Below are 15432 nucleotides of genomic sequence, written 5' to 3' on the forward strand. Positions count from 1 at the left end.
CAAATGAAATGCCAAGATATTGGATTTATACAGGCGTATTTAGATGGAGAATTAAACCGCGATGAAAGAAAGCAATATATTCAACATCTTGACCAATGTAAAGCATGTCAAAAGGCGTTAGAAGAAGTAAGTAAGCTTAATCAATGGGTAGAAGTTGTAGTGGATGATGAATTCACAAACGTTAGTGAAGAGATTGATATCGATGTTGACCAAGCTTGGAAAACCTTTGAACAAAATATACAAAATCATAAAACGGAAGAAACAAACAGTGAAGAAAGTAAAAAGAAGGGAAGATGGCATAATATGAAGAAATCATCTAAACGTTGGATTACTGCAGCAGCAGCAGCGGCAGTTGTGTGTGTGTCTTTAACAGTTCCAGAAGTACGGGCAGGAGCAAGTAACTTGTTATCGATTTTTCGAGTAAAGGATGTGCAGTTAGTTCAACTTACAGATTCTGATTTACGTGAAATTGAAGGATGGATCTCTAACATGGAAGAAGGAGAAAAGTCCATTAAAGGAATTGGGAAAATAGGAATCAAAGATAATGGAAGCAAAAAAGATGCTCATTTTCAGTCGGAACAGCAAGCAAGAGAAGCTGGATATGCTGTTCCAAAAGTGCCAGATGGATATCGTGTAACGAATGTGGATGTGAATCCGTCATTTATTATGCAATTTGAGCTCGATACAGAAAAAGCTAATAAATTATTGAAACAACTACAAAGCAATACGCAGTTTGAAAGTGCTTTGAATGGTAAGCAGTTTTCGATCACAGTTCCGGAATCAGTACGTACTCAAATAGAAGTTGAGGGCAATCGAACATCAAGCGCTTTTTCCTATAATGTAATTGATGCACCAAAAATTTCTGTTCCAGAGGGTGTAAATGTTACGAAATTACAAAAAACAGTTTTAGAGCTTCCGATTATTCCTGCGAATGTGAAAACACAACTTGCAGGTATTCAAGATTGGACACATACATTGCCGATTCCTTATGTAGCAAAAGGTGCAAAAGTATCGGAGACAAAGGTTCAAGGAGTAAGGACCGTTTTATATAGTACTGAATATGAAAACGTGCTTATTTGGGAGAAAGATGGAAAAATGCACATGATCGAGCAACATAAAGAGCAAGAGAAAGATTTGAATGCAAACGATCTTATTAAACTTGCAAATGAATTAAAATAATGATTGAACAAGAGCGGCTCCGCGAAATGGGGCGGCTCTGTTCCTGTATAGAGCGGGGGTAAAACATGAAACAAGACTGGATTATTCAAACGAAGAACTTAACAAAACAATATAACGGAAAAGGCGGTATCCGCAACATTTCATTAGATGTGCCGCGCGGTACTGTATTCGGATTTATAGGTCCTAACGGTGCAGGGAAAAGTACGTTTGTGCGAACGATGCTTGGTTTAATTCATCCGGATTCTGGAATGGCGCAAATGTTAGGACAGCCGATTGGGACAATAGAATCAAAACGGTGTATTGGCTATTTACCTGAGCTGTTTCGCTATCCTGATTGGCTGACCGGATGGCAGTTACTTGAAACGCATGCAAAACTATGCGATCTTCCTTCTCGTGAGCGGAAAGCAAAAATGAGTGAGGTTATTGAAAAAGTTGGCTTAAAGGGTAGGGAAAAAGAAAAAATTCGCGGTTATTCAAAAGGAATGCAGCAGCGTATCGGACTTGCTTGTGCTCTGCTTTCTGATCCGGAATTGATTTTTTTAGATGAGCCAACATCTGCGCTTGATCCAATCGGGCGGAAAGAAGTGCGTCATTTAATGGAAGAGCTTCGGGACCAAGGGAAGACAGTATTTTTAAACAGCCATCTATTAAATGAAATTGAACATGTATGTGATCACGTGGCGATTATTAATAAGGGAGAGTTAATCGTACAAGGAGATTGGCGCTCATTGATGATGATTCAAACGGAAGTTGAAGTAATACTTGGTGAAAAGAGCGAATTATTCTTTAAACAATTGCCTTCGTTTATTAAAAATGTACGGAAGATAGAAGAACAGCAAAATCGTAAGCGTTGGATTATCACGCTACAACAAGAAGATGACATTCCTAGATTGTTAGAAGCATTTGTAGCACTACATATTCCTGTGTATCAGTTAAATCCGGTTCACCCGCATTTGGAAGATGTGTTTATGTACTGGGTAAATAAGAAAGAGGGGACGCAGCATGTGGACAATCGCCAAATTATCATTTAAAGAAATTTTGTTAAAGCGTATTTTCACCATTACGTTATGTATGACTTTTGCCTTTTTAATATTTTATGGAGTGGCCATTCATTACGCCGTCAGTGAAATCCTTCCAGGAGAATCTAGCGGTCTTTCGGCAGCTCAAGATTTTATGAACAAAAGTTTTATTTCTACACAGCTTCTTGGAGTGGGGTTGTACTTTTCTTCGTTTATTACTGCGTTGCTAGCTATTTTAAGTAGTGTTGGCAGTATTGCAAATGAAATTGAAAGTCATCAAATTGATACATGGCTAACGAGACCGATTTCACGCTTTTCCTTTTTAATGGGAAAGTGGATCGGCTTATGTTGCTTACTGATTGCGTACGCAGCCTTCCTGTTTATAAGTATCGTACTCATCCATCAAACAATGGGAGGGAGCACGTTTCATTTAGATTTCACGGCGACGCAGATTATAAAAGCATTGGCTCTCTTCTTGATCCAGCCTGTTATTTTAATTAGCATCGCGATATTACTAAGCACGCGTATGGCAACATTAAATGCTGGCATTGTGTTAATTATTTTGTACGGAACTGGGTTTATTGGCGGATTTGTTGAACAAATCGGTACATTGGCACAAAAAACAGCACTTGTAAACATGGGCATAATTGCAAGCCTTTTATTCCCAATTGATACAATGTATCGTAAAATGACAATCTATTTATTTGATTCAGGAGACAATCCTTTATCAATAGCTTCACAAGGAGTGTTCGGGAGTGTTTCGACACCGAGTAATATGATGATTGTTTATGCTGTTTTATATGTGTTAGCAGCTATTTTTATAGCGATTCGTACATTTAAATCACGTGATTTATAAGGGGATGAAATTTCAGTGTATTCTCCCAATGCTGTAAAGCGTGAACTAAAACCCACCTCTTTATGTAGATGTGGGTTTTATATATATCCATTTTAATTTTTCGACATATAAGTCACTGCCGTGCAGAATACACCATGATCGCTACTTGCATTCTCCTTTTGTTTTAAACCTTGCATGTGGCAGGAAAGACCCTGACCGTTTCTATGCGTGACCAGATGCTCTCGCCTGCCTAAAAAAGAGGGTTTTTATATCGATTTTTTAATTTGTGTTTATATAGTCAATATCTCATTATCTGAATTTCACCAACTATTAATCAGTTGCCTTCCTATTTAAAAACGACTACAATTTTACTGTTATGTATAGAACGAAAAAAACAGAATAGGAGGGGAAACTATGCCAAGGAAAGTATGGCTATTAGTAGCTGGGATGATTATTAATGTCACGGGTGCTTCTTTTTTATGGCCATTTAATACAATTTATTTACATGATCATTTAGGGAAATCGTTATCTGTGGCCGGAATGGTATTAATGATTAACTCGTTAACAGGAGTAATTGGTAACTTACTCGGCGGTGTTTTATTTGATAAATGGGGCGGATACAAGTCGATTTTAGTAGGAATTGTGATTACACTATTAGCGATTTTAGGTCTTGTATTCTTCCATGGTTGGCCATTATATGTTGTGTGGCTTGCGTTAATTGGATTCGGTTCTGGTATGGTCTTTCCATCGATGTATGCGATGGTTGGTACGGTTTGGCCAGAAGGCGGACGGAGAGCATTTAATGCGATGTATGTTGGACAAAACGTTGGAATCGCTGTTGGTACAGCGTGCGGTGGTTTAGTTGCTTCTTATCGTTTTGATTATATTTTCTTAGCGAACTTTATTTTATACTTTATTTTCTTCTTAATTGCTTTTATCGGATTCCGTGGTATGGAGGACAAAAATGAACAAAGTATACAAACAGCGGTCAAAGCGGAAAAAGGTTGGTCTCTTACACCAGGATTCAAGGCACTTCTTATCGTATGTGTAGCATATGCTTTATGCTGGGTTACATATGTACAATGGCAAGGTGCGATTGCGACACATATGCAGGAATTAAATATTAGCCTTCGTCATTACAGCCTGTTATGGACGATAAACGGGGCGATGATTGTTTGTGCGCAGCCATTAGTAAGTATGATTATTCGTGCGATGAAGCGTTCTTTGAAACAACAAATTATGATCGGAATCGGCATTTTTGCAGTGTCATTTATTGTACTTAGTCAAGCGCAGCAATTTACCATGTTCCTTGTCGCGATGGTGACATTAACAATTGGTGAATTATTTGTTTGGCCAGCTGTTCCAACGATTGCGAATATCCTTGCACCAAATGATAAGATCGGTTTTTATCAAGGTGTTGTAAATAGCGCAGCGACTGTTGGGAAAATGTTTGGACCAGTTGTTGGCGGAGCAATTGTTGACTTATACAATATGGAAGTATTGTTTATAGTAATCATGGTAATGCTTGTAGTAGCGCTTATCGCAACGAGTGTTTATGATAAACGAGTGAAAGTGGAAGAAACAGTAGAAGAAAAAATTGCAGTTTAGTTTGACGGAACATGTAACATGTTTTAGAATATATTTAAATTAACTCATACTTGTAATAACAGTGAGAAGGAGTAGTAGTAATAGAAGCTGGTTTAGAGAGTTGACGGTTGGTGCAAGTCAATCCACGTTTCGTTATGAACTCGCCTTTGAGTTGCAGTTGTGAACCAAAGTAGCAATTGCCGTCTATCCACGTTACGGATCTAAGCGAATGTATATATTAGTGCTTGTTCAAAAGGAAGATAAAGAAATGCGACAGCTATCTTTACCGGACGTTTTGAACATCCTTTATTACATTAATTTAGGGTGGTACCGCGGGAATCTATAACCTCTCGTCCCTTTCTAGGGATGAGAGGTTTTTTGTATTTTAGGCGGTGAAAATAAATACAATTTGAATGGAGGATATCTCATGAGTTTTAATCATCAAGAAATTGAGAAGAAGTGGCAAGCGTATTGGGAAGAGAATAAAACATTCCGCACGCCAGATGAGACAGAAAAACCAAAATTTTATGCACTAGATATGTTCCCATATCCATCAGGAGCTGGGCTACACGTAGGACATCCAGAAGGATATACAGCAACGGATATTTTATCTCGTATGAAACGTATGCAAGGATATAACGTTCTTCATCCAATGGGATGGGATGCATTTGGTCTTCCAGCAGAGCAATATGCACTTGATACTGGAAATAGCCCAGCAGAATTTACAGAGAAAAACATTAACACGTTCCGTAACCAAATTAAAGCACTTGGCTTCTCTTATGATTGGGACCGTGAAGTAAATACAACAGATCCAAACTACTACAAATGGACACAATGGATCTTCTTACAGCTATTTGAAAAAGGATTAGCTTACGTAGATGAAATACCTGTAAACTGGTGCCCAGCACTTGGTACAGTACTTGCGAACGAAGAAGTTATCGACGGTAAGAGTGAGCGCGGTGGACATCCTGTTGAGCGTCGTCCGATGAAACAATGGATGTTAAAAATCACTGCATATGCAGATCGTCTACTTGAAGATTTAGATGATCTTGATTGGCCGGAAAGCTTAAAAGATATGCAACGTAACTGGATCGGTCGTTCTGAAGGTGCAGAAGTACACTTTAACATCGATGGTACAGATGAGAAGTTTACAGTCTTCACAACGCGTCCTGATACACTATTTGGTGCAACTTACTGTGTACTTGCTCCAGAGCATGCGCTTGTTACAGAAATTACAACTGCGGATCAAAAAGAAGCAGTAGAAGCGTACATTGATTCTGTAAAAGCGAAAAGTGATTTAGAGCGTACAGAACTTGCGAAAGAAAAAACAGGCGTATTCACTGGTGCTTATGCAATTAACCCAGTAAACGGTGAGAAATTACCAATCTGGATTGCTGACTATGTACTTGCAACTTACGGAACAGGTGCTGTAATGGCAGTTCCAGCTCACGATGAGCGTGATTATGAGTTTGCACAAGTATTTAGCCTTCCAATGAAAGAAGTTGTAAAAGGCGGAGATATCACGAAAGAAGTATATACAGGTGATGGTCCACACGTAAACTCAGCATTTCTTGATGGTCTAAATAAAGAAGAAGCAATTGCTAAAATGATTGAATGGCTTGAAGTAACAAGTGCAGGAAATCAAAAAGTAACATATCGTCTTCGTGATTGGTTATTCAGTCGTCAACGTTACTGGGGTGAGCCGATTCCAGTTATCCATTGGGAAGATGGCACAATGACAGCTGTGAAAGAAGAAGAATTACCATTAGTTCTTCCAAAAACAGAAAACATTCGTCCATCTGGTACAGGTGAATCACCACTTGCAAACATCGAAGAGTGGGTAAATGTTGTCGATCCTGAGACTGGTAAAAAAGGTCGTCGTGAAACAAATACAATGCCGCAATGGGCTGGTAGCTGCTGGTACTACCTACGTTACATCGATCCAAACAACAGCGAAGCACCTGTAGATCCTGAAAAAGTAAAACAATGGCTTCCAGTTGATATTTATATCGGCGGTGCAGAGCACGCTGTACTTCACTTACTATATGCTCGTTTCTGGCATAAAGTATTATATGATATCGGTGTGGTTCCAACGAAAGAGCCATTCCAACAATTATTTAACCAAGGTATGATTCTAGGTGAAAATAACGAGAAAATGAGTAAATCAAAAGGGAACGTTGTAAATCCTGATGATATCGTAGCAAGCCATGGTGCAGATACACTTCGTCTTTACGAAATGTTCATGGGACCATTAGATGCTTCAATTGCTTGGTCTGAAAATGGTCTTGACGGAGCTCGTCGTTTCTTAGATCGTGTATGGCGTCTATTTGTTCAAGATAATGGTGAACTAAGTGAGAAAATCACAGATGCCTCTAATCAAGAACTTGAGAAAGCATACCATCAAACAGTGAAGAAAGTTACAGAAGACTATGCAGAGCTTCGCTTTAACACTGCAATTTCTCAAATGATGATGTTCATTAACGATGCATATAAAACAGAAGTACTTCCGAAAGAATATGTAGAAGGTTTCGTGAAAATGATTGCACCAGTTGCACCGCACGTTGCGGAAGAACTTTGGAGCAAGCTTGGACACAGTGAAACAATCACATATGCAAGCTGGCCAACATTTGATGAGTCTAAACTTGTAGAAGATGAAGTTGAAATCGTTGTTCAAGTTATGGGTAAAGTTCGTGCGAAACTGAAAACGAAAAAAGACGCATCAAAAGAAGAAATGGAACAACTTGCTATCGAAGTAGTGAAAGAACAAATTGAAGGGAAAACAGTTCGTAAAGTAATTGTTGTTCCTGGAAAACTTGTTAATATCGTTGCAAATTAATAGGAAAGAGCAGTCCTTATGAGAGGGCTGCTCTTTTTTTGAGACAACTGAAAAATGAGTGGAATTCCCTTATAGACAAACACCTATTCTTGTATGCGAAATATGATAACAAAGGCAGGTTAAATTGAGAGAAAGAGGTGAAAGAAATGAAAGGGATGGATAATAACGCATCGCACGGCTTTATGATAGGTGAGGATGGCTATGCACAAATGCTAATGGGAGGAGCCGGACAACAAGGATATGGCGGGAACCCAACATGGATGGGCGGATCATCAGAAGGAGTTCCTACATCTGTAGCTGGAGCGCAAACAGGAATGCCAACATTCGTGGGAGGAGCGCAAGGAGGAGTTCCTATAGGAGCGCCAACTACATTTCCGGCATTTGTAGGAGGAGGAGTTCCTGTAGGGGCATCAACTACATTTCCAACATTTGTAGGCGGGGCACAATCTGGCTTCCCTGCACCAGTTGGTCCGCAACCAGGATTTGGTGGTGTTGCTCCTATTCTAGTAGGAGGAGTAGGTCCACAAATGATTCATGGTCATCACGTCCATCACGGTCATCACCAACATCACGGTCATTACCAACATCACGGTCATTACCAACATCACGGTCACCACCAACATCATGGTCATCATCAGCAACAAGTACATCATCATGGTCACCATCAAATTCATCCACAGGCTGTTTTATATCAAACACAACACCATGGCCAGCATCAACACCATGGTCAGCATCAACACCATGGTCAACAACATCAACACCATGGCCAGCATCAACACCATGGCCAGCATCAACACCATGGCCAGCATCAACACCATGGCCAGCATCAACACCATGGTCAACAACATCAACACCATGGCCAGCATCAACACCATGGTCAACAACATCAACAACAGCAAATATGGTATGGCGGAGCGGGAAGTGCAGGAAGTACTGCAGGAACAGCGGGCGCGGCAGGGCATGCTGGACACGGACACTAATAGAGTAAATAAAAAACATAAAAAAATTCTCTTGTGCGCAAGGGGATTTTTTATTTTGGGAATAGTAAGGAGGAGAGGAGGTGCATTACATATGGGAAAAGGTAGAAGTAATAATGGTGGTAAAAAGCAACCGAATTTCGATGATTCATCTAATTTCGCTAAACAAAGTCAACCGACAGAAAAGAAGAAAAAATAAAGTGAAACTTTAATCAGTGGGGGTTCTCTTCATCCCCCACTGATTAAAAGCCCTCACCAATCGGGCTTTTACGGGCAGTTTATCTCTCACCTAACTTATTTGCTTTCACCGAATTTTGAGGTGGGGGTATTACTGCCCGTTAATGCGGGATAAACAAAAAGGAGCTCTCTTCATAAAGAGAGCTCCTTTTTCAGATATATCGGCGTTTCGACACGACATATCATTCGCTCGAAAAAATAAGACATAAGTGCGGGGCTTAACTTCCCGCGAATGGTAGCCTATTCAATCTTATTTCCCTGCTTTTGCTAATGCTTCTTGGCGTTGACGCTCAATTTCAGCACGTAACTGTGGTTCTGGTGCTTGCCAGCCTTCTGGTTTTAAAATTTTGCCATCGCCTTCGCGGAAACGTGGTTTTCCGTCAGGGAATAGTTTTGCCATATTTGCATTGTTTACAATTTCAAAGCCTTTATCGGGACGAACTCCCATTTCTGCAAATGTTCCAAATGCGAAATAGATAAGGTCAATTAACGCATCATATTGATCTTCTACAGTATTAGCTTCTAAAAATTCCTCTAACTCTTCTTGCATAAAGCTTGCGCGAATTTTTGCGCGTTCTTCTGTTAATTTTGTTGGTACATCTGTAACAGGGTGTCCAAATACCTCGTGCATTTTTGCAACAAGTTCATATCCTTTATCTAAACCTTTTTCGTTAGCCATGTTGTTTCATCCTTTCACGTTTTGTGCCGAACTTTATTGTAACATAAGGAGATTGTTTAATAAAAAAAACACCTTATAAAATAAGATGTTCTTTCCCTACTCTTCTTTCTTTATTAAAAATGATAAAGCGAGATCAATCCCGAACATCCCAACAAGTAGTGTCGGTACGACAACAAGTAAATAACGTGTAAATGAAACATTTTTTAAGTATGTATGAGCAAATAAAAAGACGCCGAGAAACAGAATACCATTTAAAATAGGTTTTACTAACTTTTTAGACATAAGCTCCCCCGTAAATATCTTTTTTCTTTATGTAAGTATTATCAAAAAACTCCTCTCTCCGTTGTATCATGCCCGGAAGAGGAGTTCAATCATTATCTGACATTTTGAGGAAACTATATTTCATATTATTCGATTACACCGGAGTTTGTAATATCAACTTCATATTTTACTGTGATAGGAACGTCTTTGTACATTTTTTTCCATTCTGCTAATTTAAATGGTCGATAGTGTTGTCTAAATTTAGCTCCTAGCCCAAGAGGATCAACATTTAAAGATTTAAATTTTTTGATGAGTTTTGTGGCTTTAGTATTTAAGCTTTTTTCAACTTCTTGTGATATTTTTTTTGTGTTCTGTTTATTTTCTAGGTTTACTTGTTTCGAAAGTTCTAAGATGCGTGCATCTATTTTTACTTTAATTAAAAAGGAAGGCTTTCCAGCTTTTATATTTACAGTATACGTTGGCTTGGAGCGTATATTATTGATCATTACATATCCATTATTACTTTTAAATTCGTGTGAATCTAACCGATGTTTTTCCAATAACCCCTTAAATACGAACATATCTTGTCGATCAATTTTTCCGACATACTTATCCTTTTTTAAAAGTCCAATGCCAGTGATTTTGATTTTGTCTTTACTCTTTTTTAGGATAGGCATATAAGAGTCTTGGCCTTCACGATAATAACGAAATGCACCTAAATGTAAATTATCAGTTGGTACGGGGCCAGTTTGCATGTTATGCTCTAGCATTTTTTTTATATAGATAGCCACATTAGAAGAAGTTGTATATTTTCCTTTTAACAGCTCAGGTCCATTTCCTTCTAATAATCCAACATACACTGAGTTTCCGATGCTGACATCACGAACCAATGTGTCAAAGGAGGTCGACAATCCTTTTTTGGCAATTCTTGTAGTAAACAAAGCAATGCGCATTTGTCCGCTTGCAAATGGTTGAGAAGATTCCAAAGAAGTATCAGCTTTTACTTGTTTAACGGCATTTCCTACTCCTTCGTAGACCTGTACTTTATTTCCTTTTCGCTGCACCGGACAAACCGATGTCACCTGTACTTTATTGTTTTTTGCTGTATCAAAAACAACCCCTTGAATTAACTGAACATCATCAACAATATTTTTTTGCAAACAGCCTGTTATGGTGAATAAACAAATACATGAAAGAAGAATTAGTTTTTTCTTGATTTTTTCCATTTTCTTTTCACCCACACGATAAGAAATAAGATTGGGATGTAAACATATATAAGCCAAAGACTAACTTTGGAAGTATAACTAATAAAATCGTTGATATCATGCCTGTTTGTTAAAAGTTGTGACACAATAATTGTAATGAACATGAAAGAAAGTAAAATGTATTTTTGCTTTACATGAAAGATTTCATGTGTTCCTCTTGTAGCAGCCCATAATGGAAGAATAAAACTTGTAAGAATTACAAGTGCATAGCCGGAGATGGCAATGTACTCTAGTCGTTCGATAAAGGGTAATTGAATAACTTGTGTCATTGAAAGCTGAGACCAAATTGTTTTTGATAACTGTTTTTCGCTAAAAAAAGCGAATGCCAAAATCGTGCTAAATAAATATAAAATGTTAGAGAATAATACACCATATTGTGCAAATTTATGAGATTTCTCGGGATTCTTCACAAATGGGTATACCATAAGAAAAATTTCAAAGCCTGTCATAGTATAAATTGACAATTGAGATGCTTTTAAAATACGTCCCAAAGAATGCGTAAAAACAGGAAGTAAATTTTCCCAATGTGCGTACTTGAACATAAACAGGCTAAGAAAAATATAACCTAGTATCCCACTAATTGAAACGACACAGATGCCAGTGATGATGCGGAATCCTGATGAGATGACGTAGTAACTTAATAAACATAAAAAGGCGGTGAACATCCAAGTGGACCCGGTAGGAAACATCCATACTTGAACAATCTCGACATACGTTCGAACAACGGATATACTCGCAACCAAAAAATACAGCATGAATACAATATTAACGCCATTACCGAGCAACTTTCCAAAGGTTTGTTGATGAAGATCTATTAGGTTGCCTTCTGTATTTTTTAATAAGTAATACATCATCCAAACGAGAATGTGAATGATGATTCCAGTTATAACAACTCCTATCCAGGCATCATATCCAGCCGCTTTTGCGATAATGCGTGCAAATCCGAGAACTCCAGCGCCGAACTGTGCACTATGAATCAAGAAGAAAACAAAGATAGGAGATATTTGATATTTTGTTTTGACTTTACTCATAAATGCACCTCATTTCTTATTCGTCAAAGTCAGATGTATGTTTTGTTGAAATCCCCTTTGCTGATTTTTTTACGTGTTGCGGCCTTGCTTGAATATCTCTTGTATCAATCATAGATAATGGAAACCGAATCCAAGAGTCTTTTAGTGATTGTCGCCTTGCTGGATAAAAGAGCGCGAATGGTTTCTGTAAAGAAGAAAGCCTGAATAGATGAGTAAATAAAAAGATAAAACCTAGTGAAATTCCGAATAGTCCACCTAATTCTGCAAATAAAAGGAATGGGAATCGTAGTAAGCGAACTGCGTTCCCCATCTTATAAATCGGTGTGATAAAGGAAGCTAACGCGGATAAGGCGACAATGATTAACAAAATATTACTTGTTAGTCCTGCTTGTACAGATGCTTGTCCGATTACGATACCGCCTACAATACCAAGTGTTTGGCCTACTTTCATTGGTAGTCTAGCCCCAGCCTCTCTAAGTAAATCAATAACCAGTTCTAGAAAGAGTGCTTCTATTAAAGGTGGGAAAGGAACTTGTGCTCTTGATAAAATTAATGTTTCGAGTAAATCGCTTGGAATTAATTCGTAATGATAACTTAAAATGGCAACATATAATGGTGCTGCGCAGATGGAAAACAGAACAGCAATGAGTCTTAAAAATCTTGAAAACGTAGCGTAAAGCCAAGATACGTTGTAATCCTCTGGCGAAACAAAAAAATCAAAGTATGAAACAGGAGTGAGTAAGACGCTCGGTGAACCATCTACAAAAATAGCGATTTTTCCATCAATTAATGCGGTCGTTACTCGGTCTGTACGTTCTGTATTAATAAATAGTGGGAAGATTGATTTTTCTCCCATCAATTCTTGAATATAGGAACTGTCGTTGATTTGATCGTATTCAATTGTACGAAGTGACTCTTCTAAATAATCAACACTGTCTTTTTCAGCAAGGTTCTCTAAATACATCATGACAACTTTTGTTTTAGAGAATGTCCCAATGATAACCTCTTTTGTTTGTAGTGCTAACACTGGAAGGCGTTTACGTACTAAGTTAAGATTCGTATCAATATCCTCTACAAATCCCTCTTGTGGACCAATAACTGTAGATTCATTTAATGGAATAGATGGCGCCCGATAATTATCAATTGTGATATTTGCTAAGATACATTTTTGATCTTGTTCATGTAACTGTACGATAGCGTGACCTTTTAAAACCATATCTTCAATTTTTTGAAGATCATTTGTAATTGTAATCCCGCTCATTGGAATATGTTCTTTTAATTCTTCTAATGTAGAACATCTATGCTCTAATAAAGCTGGCATTAAATACTTTTGTAATTTTTCACCATCAAGCGATGGCCGGTAATAAGAAATCCAATACGGCATTGTTTCATCATCTGATGTGTGATAACTTACAAAATCACTAGATGTTTTTAGGTTTTCTAATAAATCTTGAAGAGAGTGAACCTTTTCTTTCTCGGGTTTACTGAAATCATAAATGCTATTGCTACTATTATTTTGCTGCTTGCCTGGTGTTTGCGCGTCTTGTTTAGTACCTTGAGCAGATTGATGCTGTTTGTTTTGTGTTTGCTGGTCTTGTTTAGTAGCTTGGGCAGATTGATGTTGTTTGTTTTGTGTTTGCTGGTCTTGTTTAGTAGCTTGGGCAGATTGATGTTGTTTGTTTTGTGTTTGCTGCTTGTTCAGTAGTTTGATTTTGCTCTTTTGAATCTGTTTTACTTGATTTTTTTTTCTTTCGAAACCATTTCCATATCATACGTATTCCCTCTTTAACTCATGTAAGATAATGTTAGTTTATGGCGTATTTTGTATATTATGCACATGTTTAGGGAGAAGCGAAAATTCTCTGTGTTTAAAGAAGGGTTTCTTTTGGAGACGTATAATAGTTTTTGTAAGCGAAATAGATTTGTTATGAAAGATTGATATATAATGACGAATTCACAATGAAGGAGAGAATTATGCTACAAGTGAAAAAAGAAAGCTTTCATTTAAAAGAGTTTACATTTGAAAATGGCATAAAGATCCCTGTTCAGATTGGATATGAGACGTACGGTAAATTAAACCGGGATAAATCAAATGCGATTTTAGTCTGTCATTATTTTAGTGCAACAAGCCATGCGGCAGGAAAATATACGGAGCAAGATCTCATTCCTGGTTGGTGGGACGGACTGATTGGACCGGGTAAAGCAATTGATACCGATCGCTATTTTGTGATATGTACTGATAATCTTTGTAATGTCCAAGTGAAAAATCCTTACGTGATTACAACGGGGCCAAAATCAGTTAATCCAATAACGGGATCTGAATATGGGATGGGGTTTCCGGTATTTACATTTTTAGATGTAGCACGTGTGCAATATGAATTAGTGAATGCAATGGGAATTACAAGGTTACATGCGGTAATCGGACCATCAGCTGGTGGAATGATTGCGCAGCAATGGGCTGTTCGTTATCCCCATATGGTAGAGCGAATGATTGGTGTCATTACGAACCCGCAAAATCCGGTTGTGACATCGGTTAATGTTCTGCAAAATGCAATTGAAGCTATTCAGTTAGATTCGAAATGGAATGATGGAAATTATGGGGATGAACAGCCAACGAAAGGGCTGCATTTAGCAGGGAAAATGATGTTTATAAATGGGTTTGATGCTCACTATTATGAAACGACATTTCCGCGTAATAGTGCGGAAACGCTACCTTATGAGAATTTCTCAGCACGAACTTCATTTGAACAAAATATAAATGCATTGACACTTCAAAATATTACTTTTGTGGATGCGAATTCATGGATGTATACAGCGAAAGCAACGTTATTACATGATCTTGCACACGGTTTTTCCTCTTTAGAAGGGGCACTTTCTCAAATAGAGGCAGATGTGCTTATGATTCCGTGTAAACAAGATTTACTGCAACCTTCTCGTTATAATTATAAAATGGTAGAGCTGCTCCAGAAACAAGGGAAATACGCAGAGGTTTATGAGATTGAAAGTATGAATGGCCATATGGCTGGTGTATTTGATGTTCATTTATTTGAAAAGAAAGTGGATGAGTTTTTAAAGAGACAAGTGTAAGTGAAAATTGAAATAAAAAACCTAATCTTTAAGGGGTGGGAGAGAGCGTCCGGCCGTGGATAGAAGCGGTCAGTGCCTGTTTTAGCCCCATGCCGAGTGAAACCAAAAGGAGAAAACGAGTGCAGGTGGGTACCGGTAAACCAAAGTGGATATATAGAAATGTGTAAAAGAAAAGGTGCAAGTCGCTAAGCAGGCACCTTTTTTTAGATGATTTTTAAACGGAAGACGTATGTAGCAATGCACAATCCAAGGCAAGCGATACTAAGTAATAAATAAAAGAATGCTCGTTCTTGAGAGGATCGTGTGGTTCTTCTTTTGTTAAATATACCGAGTGAAATGATAGCGAGAATTAAAAAAATGAGACCTATAATGAAAAGAAAAAGTGTCATGTCGATCGACTCCTTTCGTAAAACAAGTATATTGAGGATACAATGTGAGA

The 15432-nt window shown here is 38.0% G+C and carries 11 protein-coding genes, 1 pseudogene and 1 other annotated feature; of the genes and pseudogenes, 7 read left to right on the forward strand and 5 right to left on the reverse strand.

Annotated features, from left to right (window positions below; all coding sequences use genetic code 11):
• The first annotated feature begins 3 nt into the window (after positions 1-3).
• The 6 genes from AC1DIT_RS06490 to AC1DIT_RS06515 all read left to right on the forward strand — a co-directional run bounded on the left by AC1DIT_RS06490 (position 4) and on the right by AC1DIT_RS06515 (position 8436).
• Positions 4-1179, forward strand: coding sequence for an anti-sigma factor family protein (locus AC1DIT_RS06490; protein WP_016116732.1), 1176 nt, complete (start codon positions 4-6; stop codon positions 1177-1179).
• A gap of 65 nt (positions 1180-1244) precedes the next feature.
• Positions 1245-2210 carry an ABC transporter ATP-binding protein gene (locus AC1DIT_RS06495; protein WP_016116731.1) on the forward strand — a complete coding sequence of 322 codons (966 nt, stop codon included), beginning with the start codon at positions 1245-1247 and terminating at the stop codon, positions 2208-2210.
• Entirely contained in the window at positions 2182-3054 is an 873-nt protein-coding gene (locus AC1DIT_RS06500; RefSeq protein ID WP_016116730.1) for an ABC transporter permease, read from the forward strand. Before AC1DIT_RS06495 ends, AC1DIT_RS06500 begins: the two co-directional genes overlap by 29 nt.
• A gap of 393 nt (positions 3055-3447) precedes the next feature.
• Positions 3448-4641, forward strand: coding sequence for an MDR family MFS transporter (locus AC1DIT_RS06505; RefSeq protein ID WP_016116729.1), 1194 nt, complete (start codon positions 3448-3450; stop codon positions 4639-4641).
• Between the two features lie 52 nt (positions 4642-4693).
• Positions 4694-4981: a binding site (T-box leader), on the forward strand.
• A 66-nt stretch (positions 4982-5047) separates the two neighbouring features.
• Positions 5048-7456 carry a leucine--tRNA ligase gene (leuS, locus tag AC1DIT_RS06510; RefSeq protein WP_016116728.1) on the forward strand — a complete coding sequence of 803 codons (2409 nt, stop codon included), beginning with the start codon at positions 5048-5050 and terminating at the stop codon, positions 7454-7456.
• A gap of 146 nt (positions 7457-7602) precedes the next feature.
• Positions 7603-8436 (forward strand): hypothetical protein, encoded by an 834-nt coding sequence (locus AC1DIT_RS06515; RefSeq protein WP_476998107.1) that lies wholly within the window; start codon positions 7603-7605, stop codon positions 8434-8436.
• 484 nt (positions 8437-8920) lie between these two features.
• On the opposite strand, the gene AC1DIT_RS06520 is transcribed toward AC1DIT_RS06515, so the two are convergent.
• The 5 genes and pseudogenes from AC1DIT_RS06520 to AC1DIT_RS06540 all read right to left on the reverse strand — a co-directional run bounded on the left by AC1DIT_RS06520 (position 8921) and on the right by AC1DIT_RS06540 (position 13678).
• On the reverse strand, positions 8921-9349 hold the full coding sequence (locus AC1DIT_RS06520; protein WP_003201351.1) for a pyrophosphohydrolase domain-containing protein: 429 nt from the start codon (positions 9347-9349) through the stop codon (positions 8921-8923).
• Positions 9350-9445: 96 nt separating this feature from the next.
• Positions 9446-9631 (reverse strand): hypothetical protein, encoded by a 186-nt coding sequence (locus tag AC1DIT_RS06525; protein WP_003201353.1) that lies wholly within the window; start codon positions 9629-9631, stop codon positions 9446-9448.
• A gap of 125 nt (positions 9632-9756) precedes the next feature.
• A complete protein-coding gene (locus tag AC1DIT_RS06530) occupies positions 9757-10836 on the reverse strand; it encodes a Ger(x)C family spore germination protein (protein ID WP_016116724.1) in 1080 nt (359 codons plus the stop codon).
• Complete coding sequence (locus AC1DIT_RS06535; protein WP_016133312.1) at positions 10812-11906, reverse strand: spore germination protein; 1095 nt, start codon at positions 11904-11906, stop codon at positions 10812-10814. The genes AC1DIT_RS06530 and AC1DIT_RS06535 overlap by 25 nt, the downstream gene beginning before the upstream one ends.
• Positions 11907-11922: 16 nt before the next feature.
• Positions 11923-13678 (reverse strand): annotated as a pseudogene (locus AC1DIT_RS06540) (spore germination protein).
• 202 nt (positions 13679-13880) lie between these two features.
• On the opposite strand from AC1DIT_RS06540, the gene AC1DIT_RS06545 reads away from it, so the two are divergent.
• Complete coding sequence (locus AC1DIT_RS06545; RefSeq protein ID WP_016133310.1) at positions 13881-14993, forward strand: homoserine O-acetyltransferase family protein; 1113 nt, start codon at positions 13881-13883, stop codon at positions 14991-14993.
• The last annotated feature ends 439 nt before the right edge of the window (positions 14994-15432 follow it).

The organism is Bacillus sp. 05T22, from assembly GCF_056396765.1.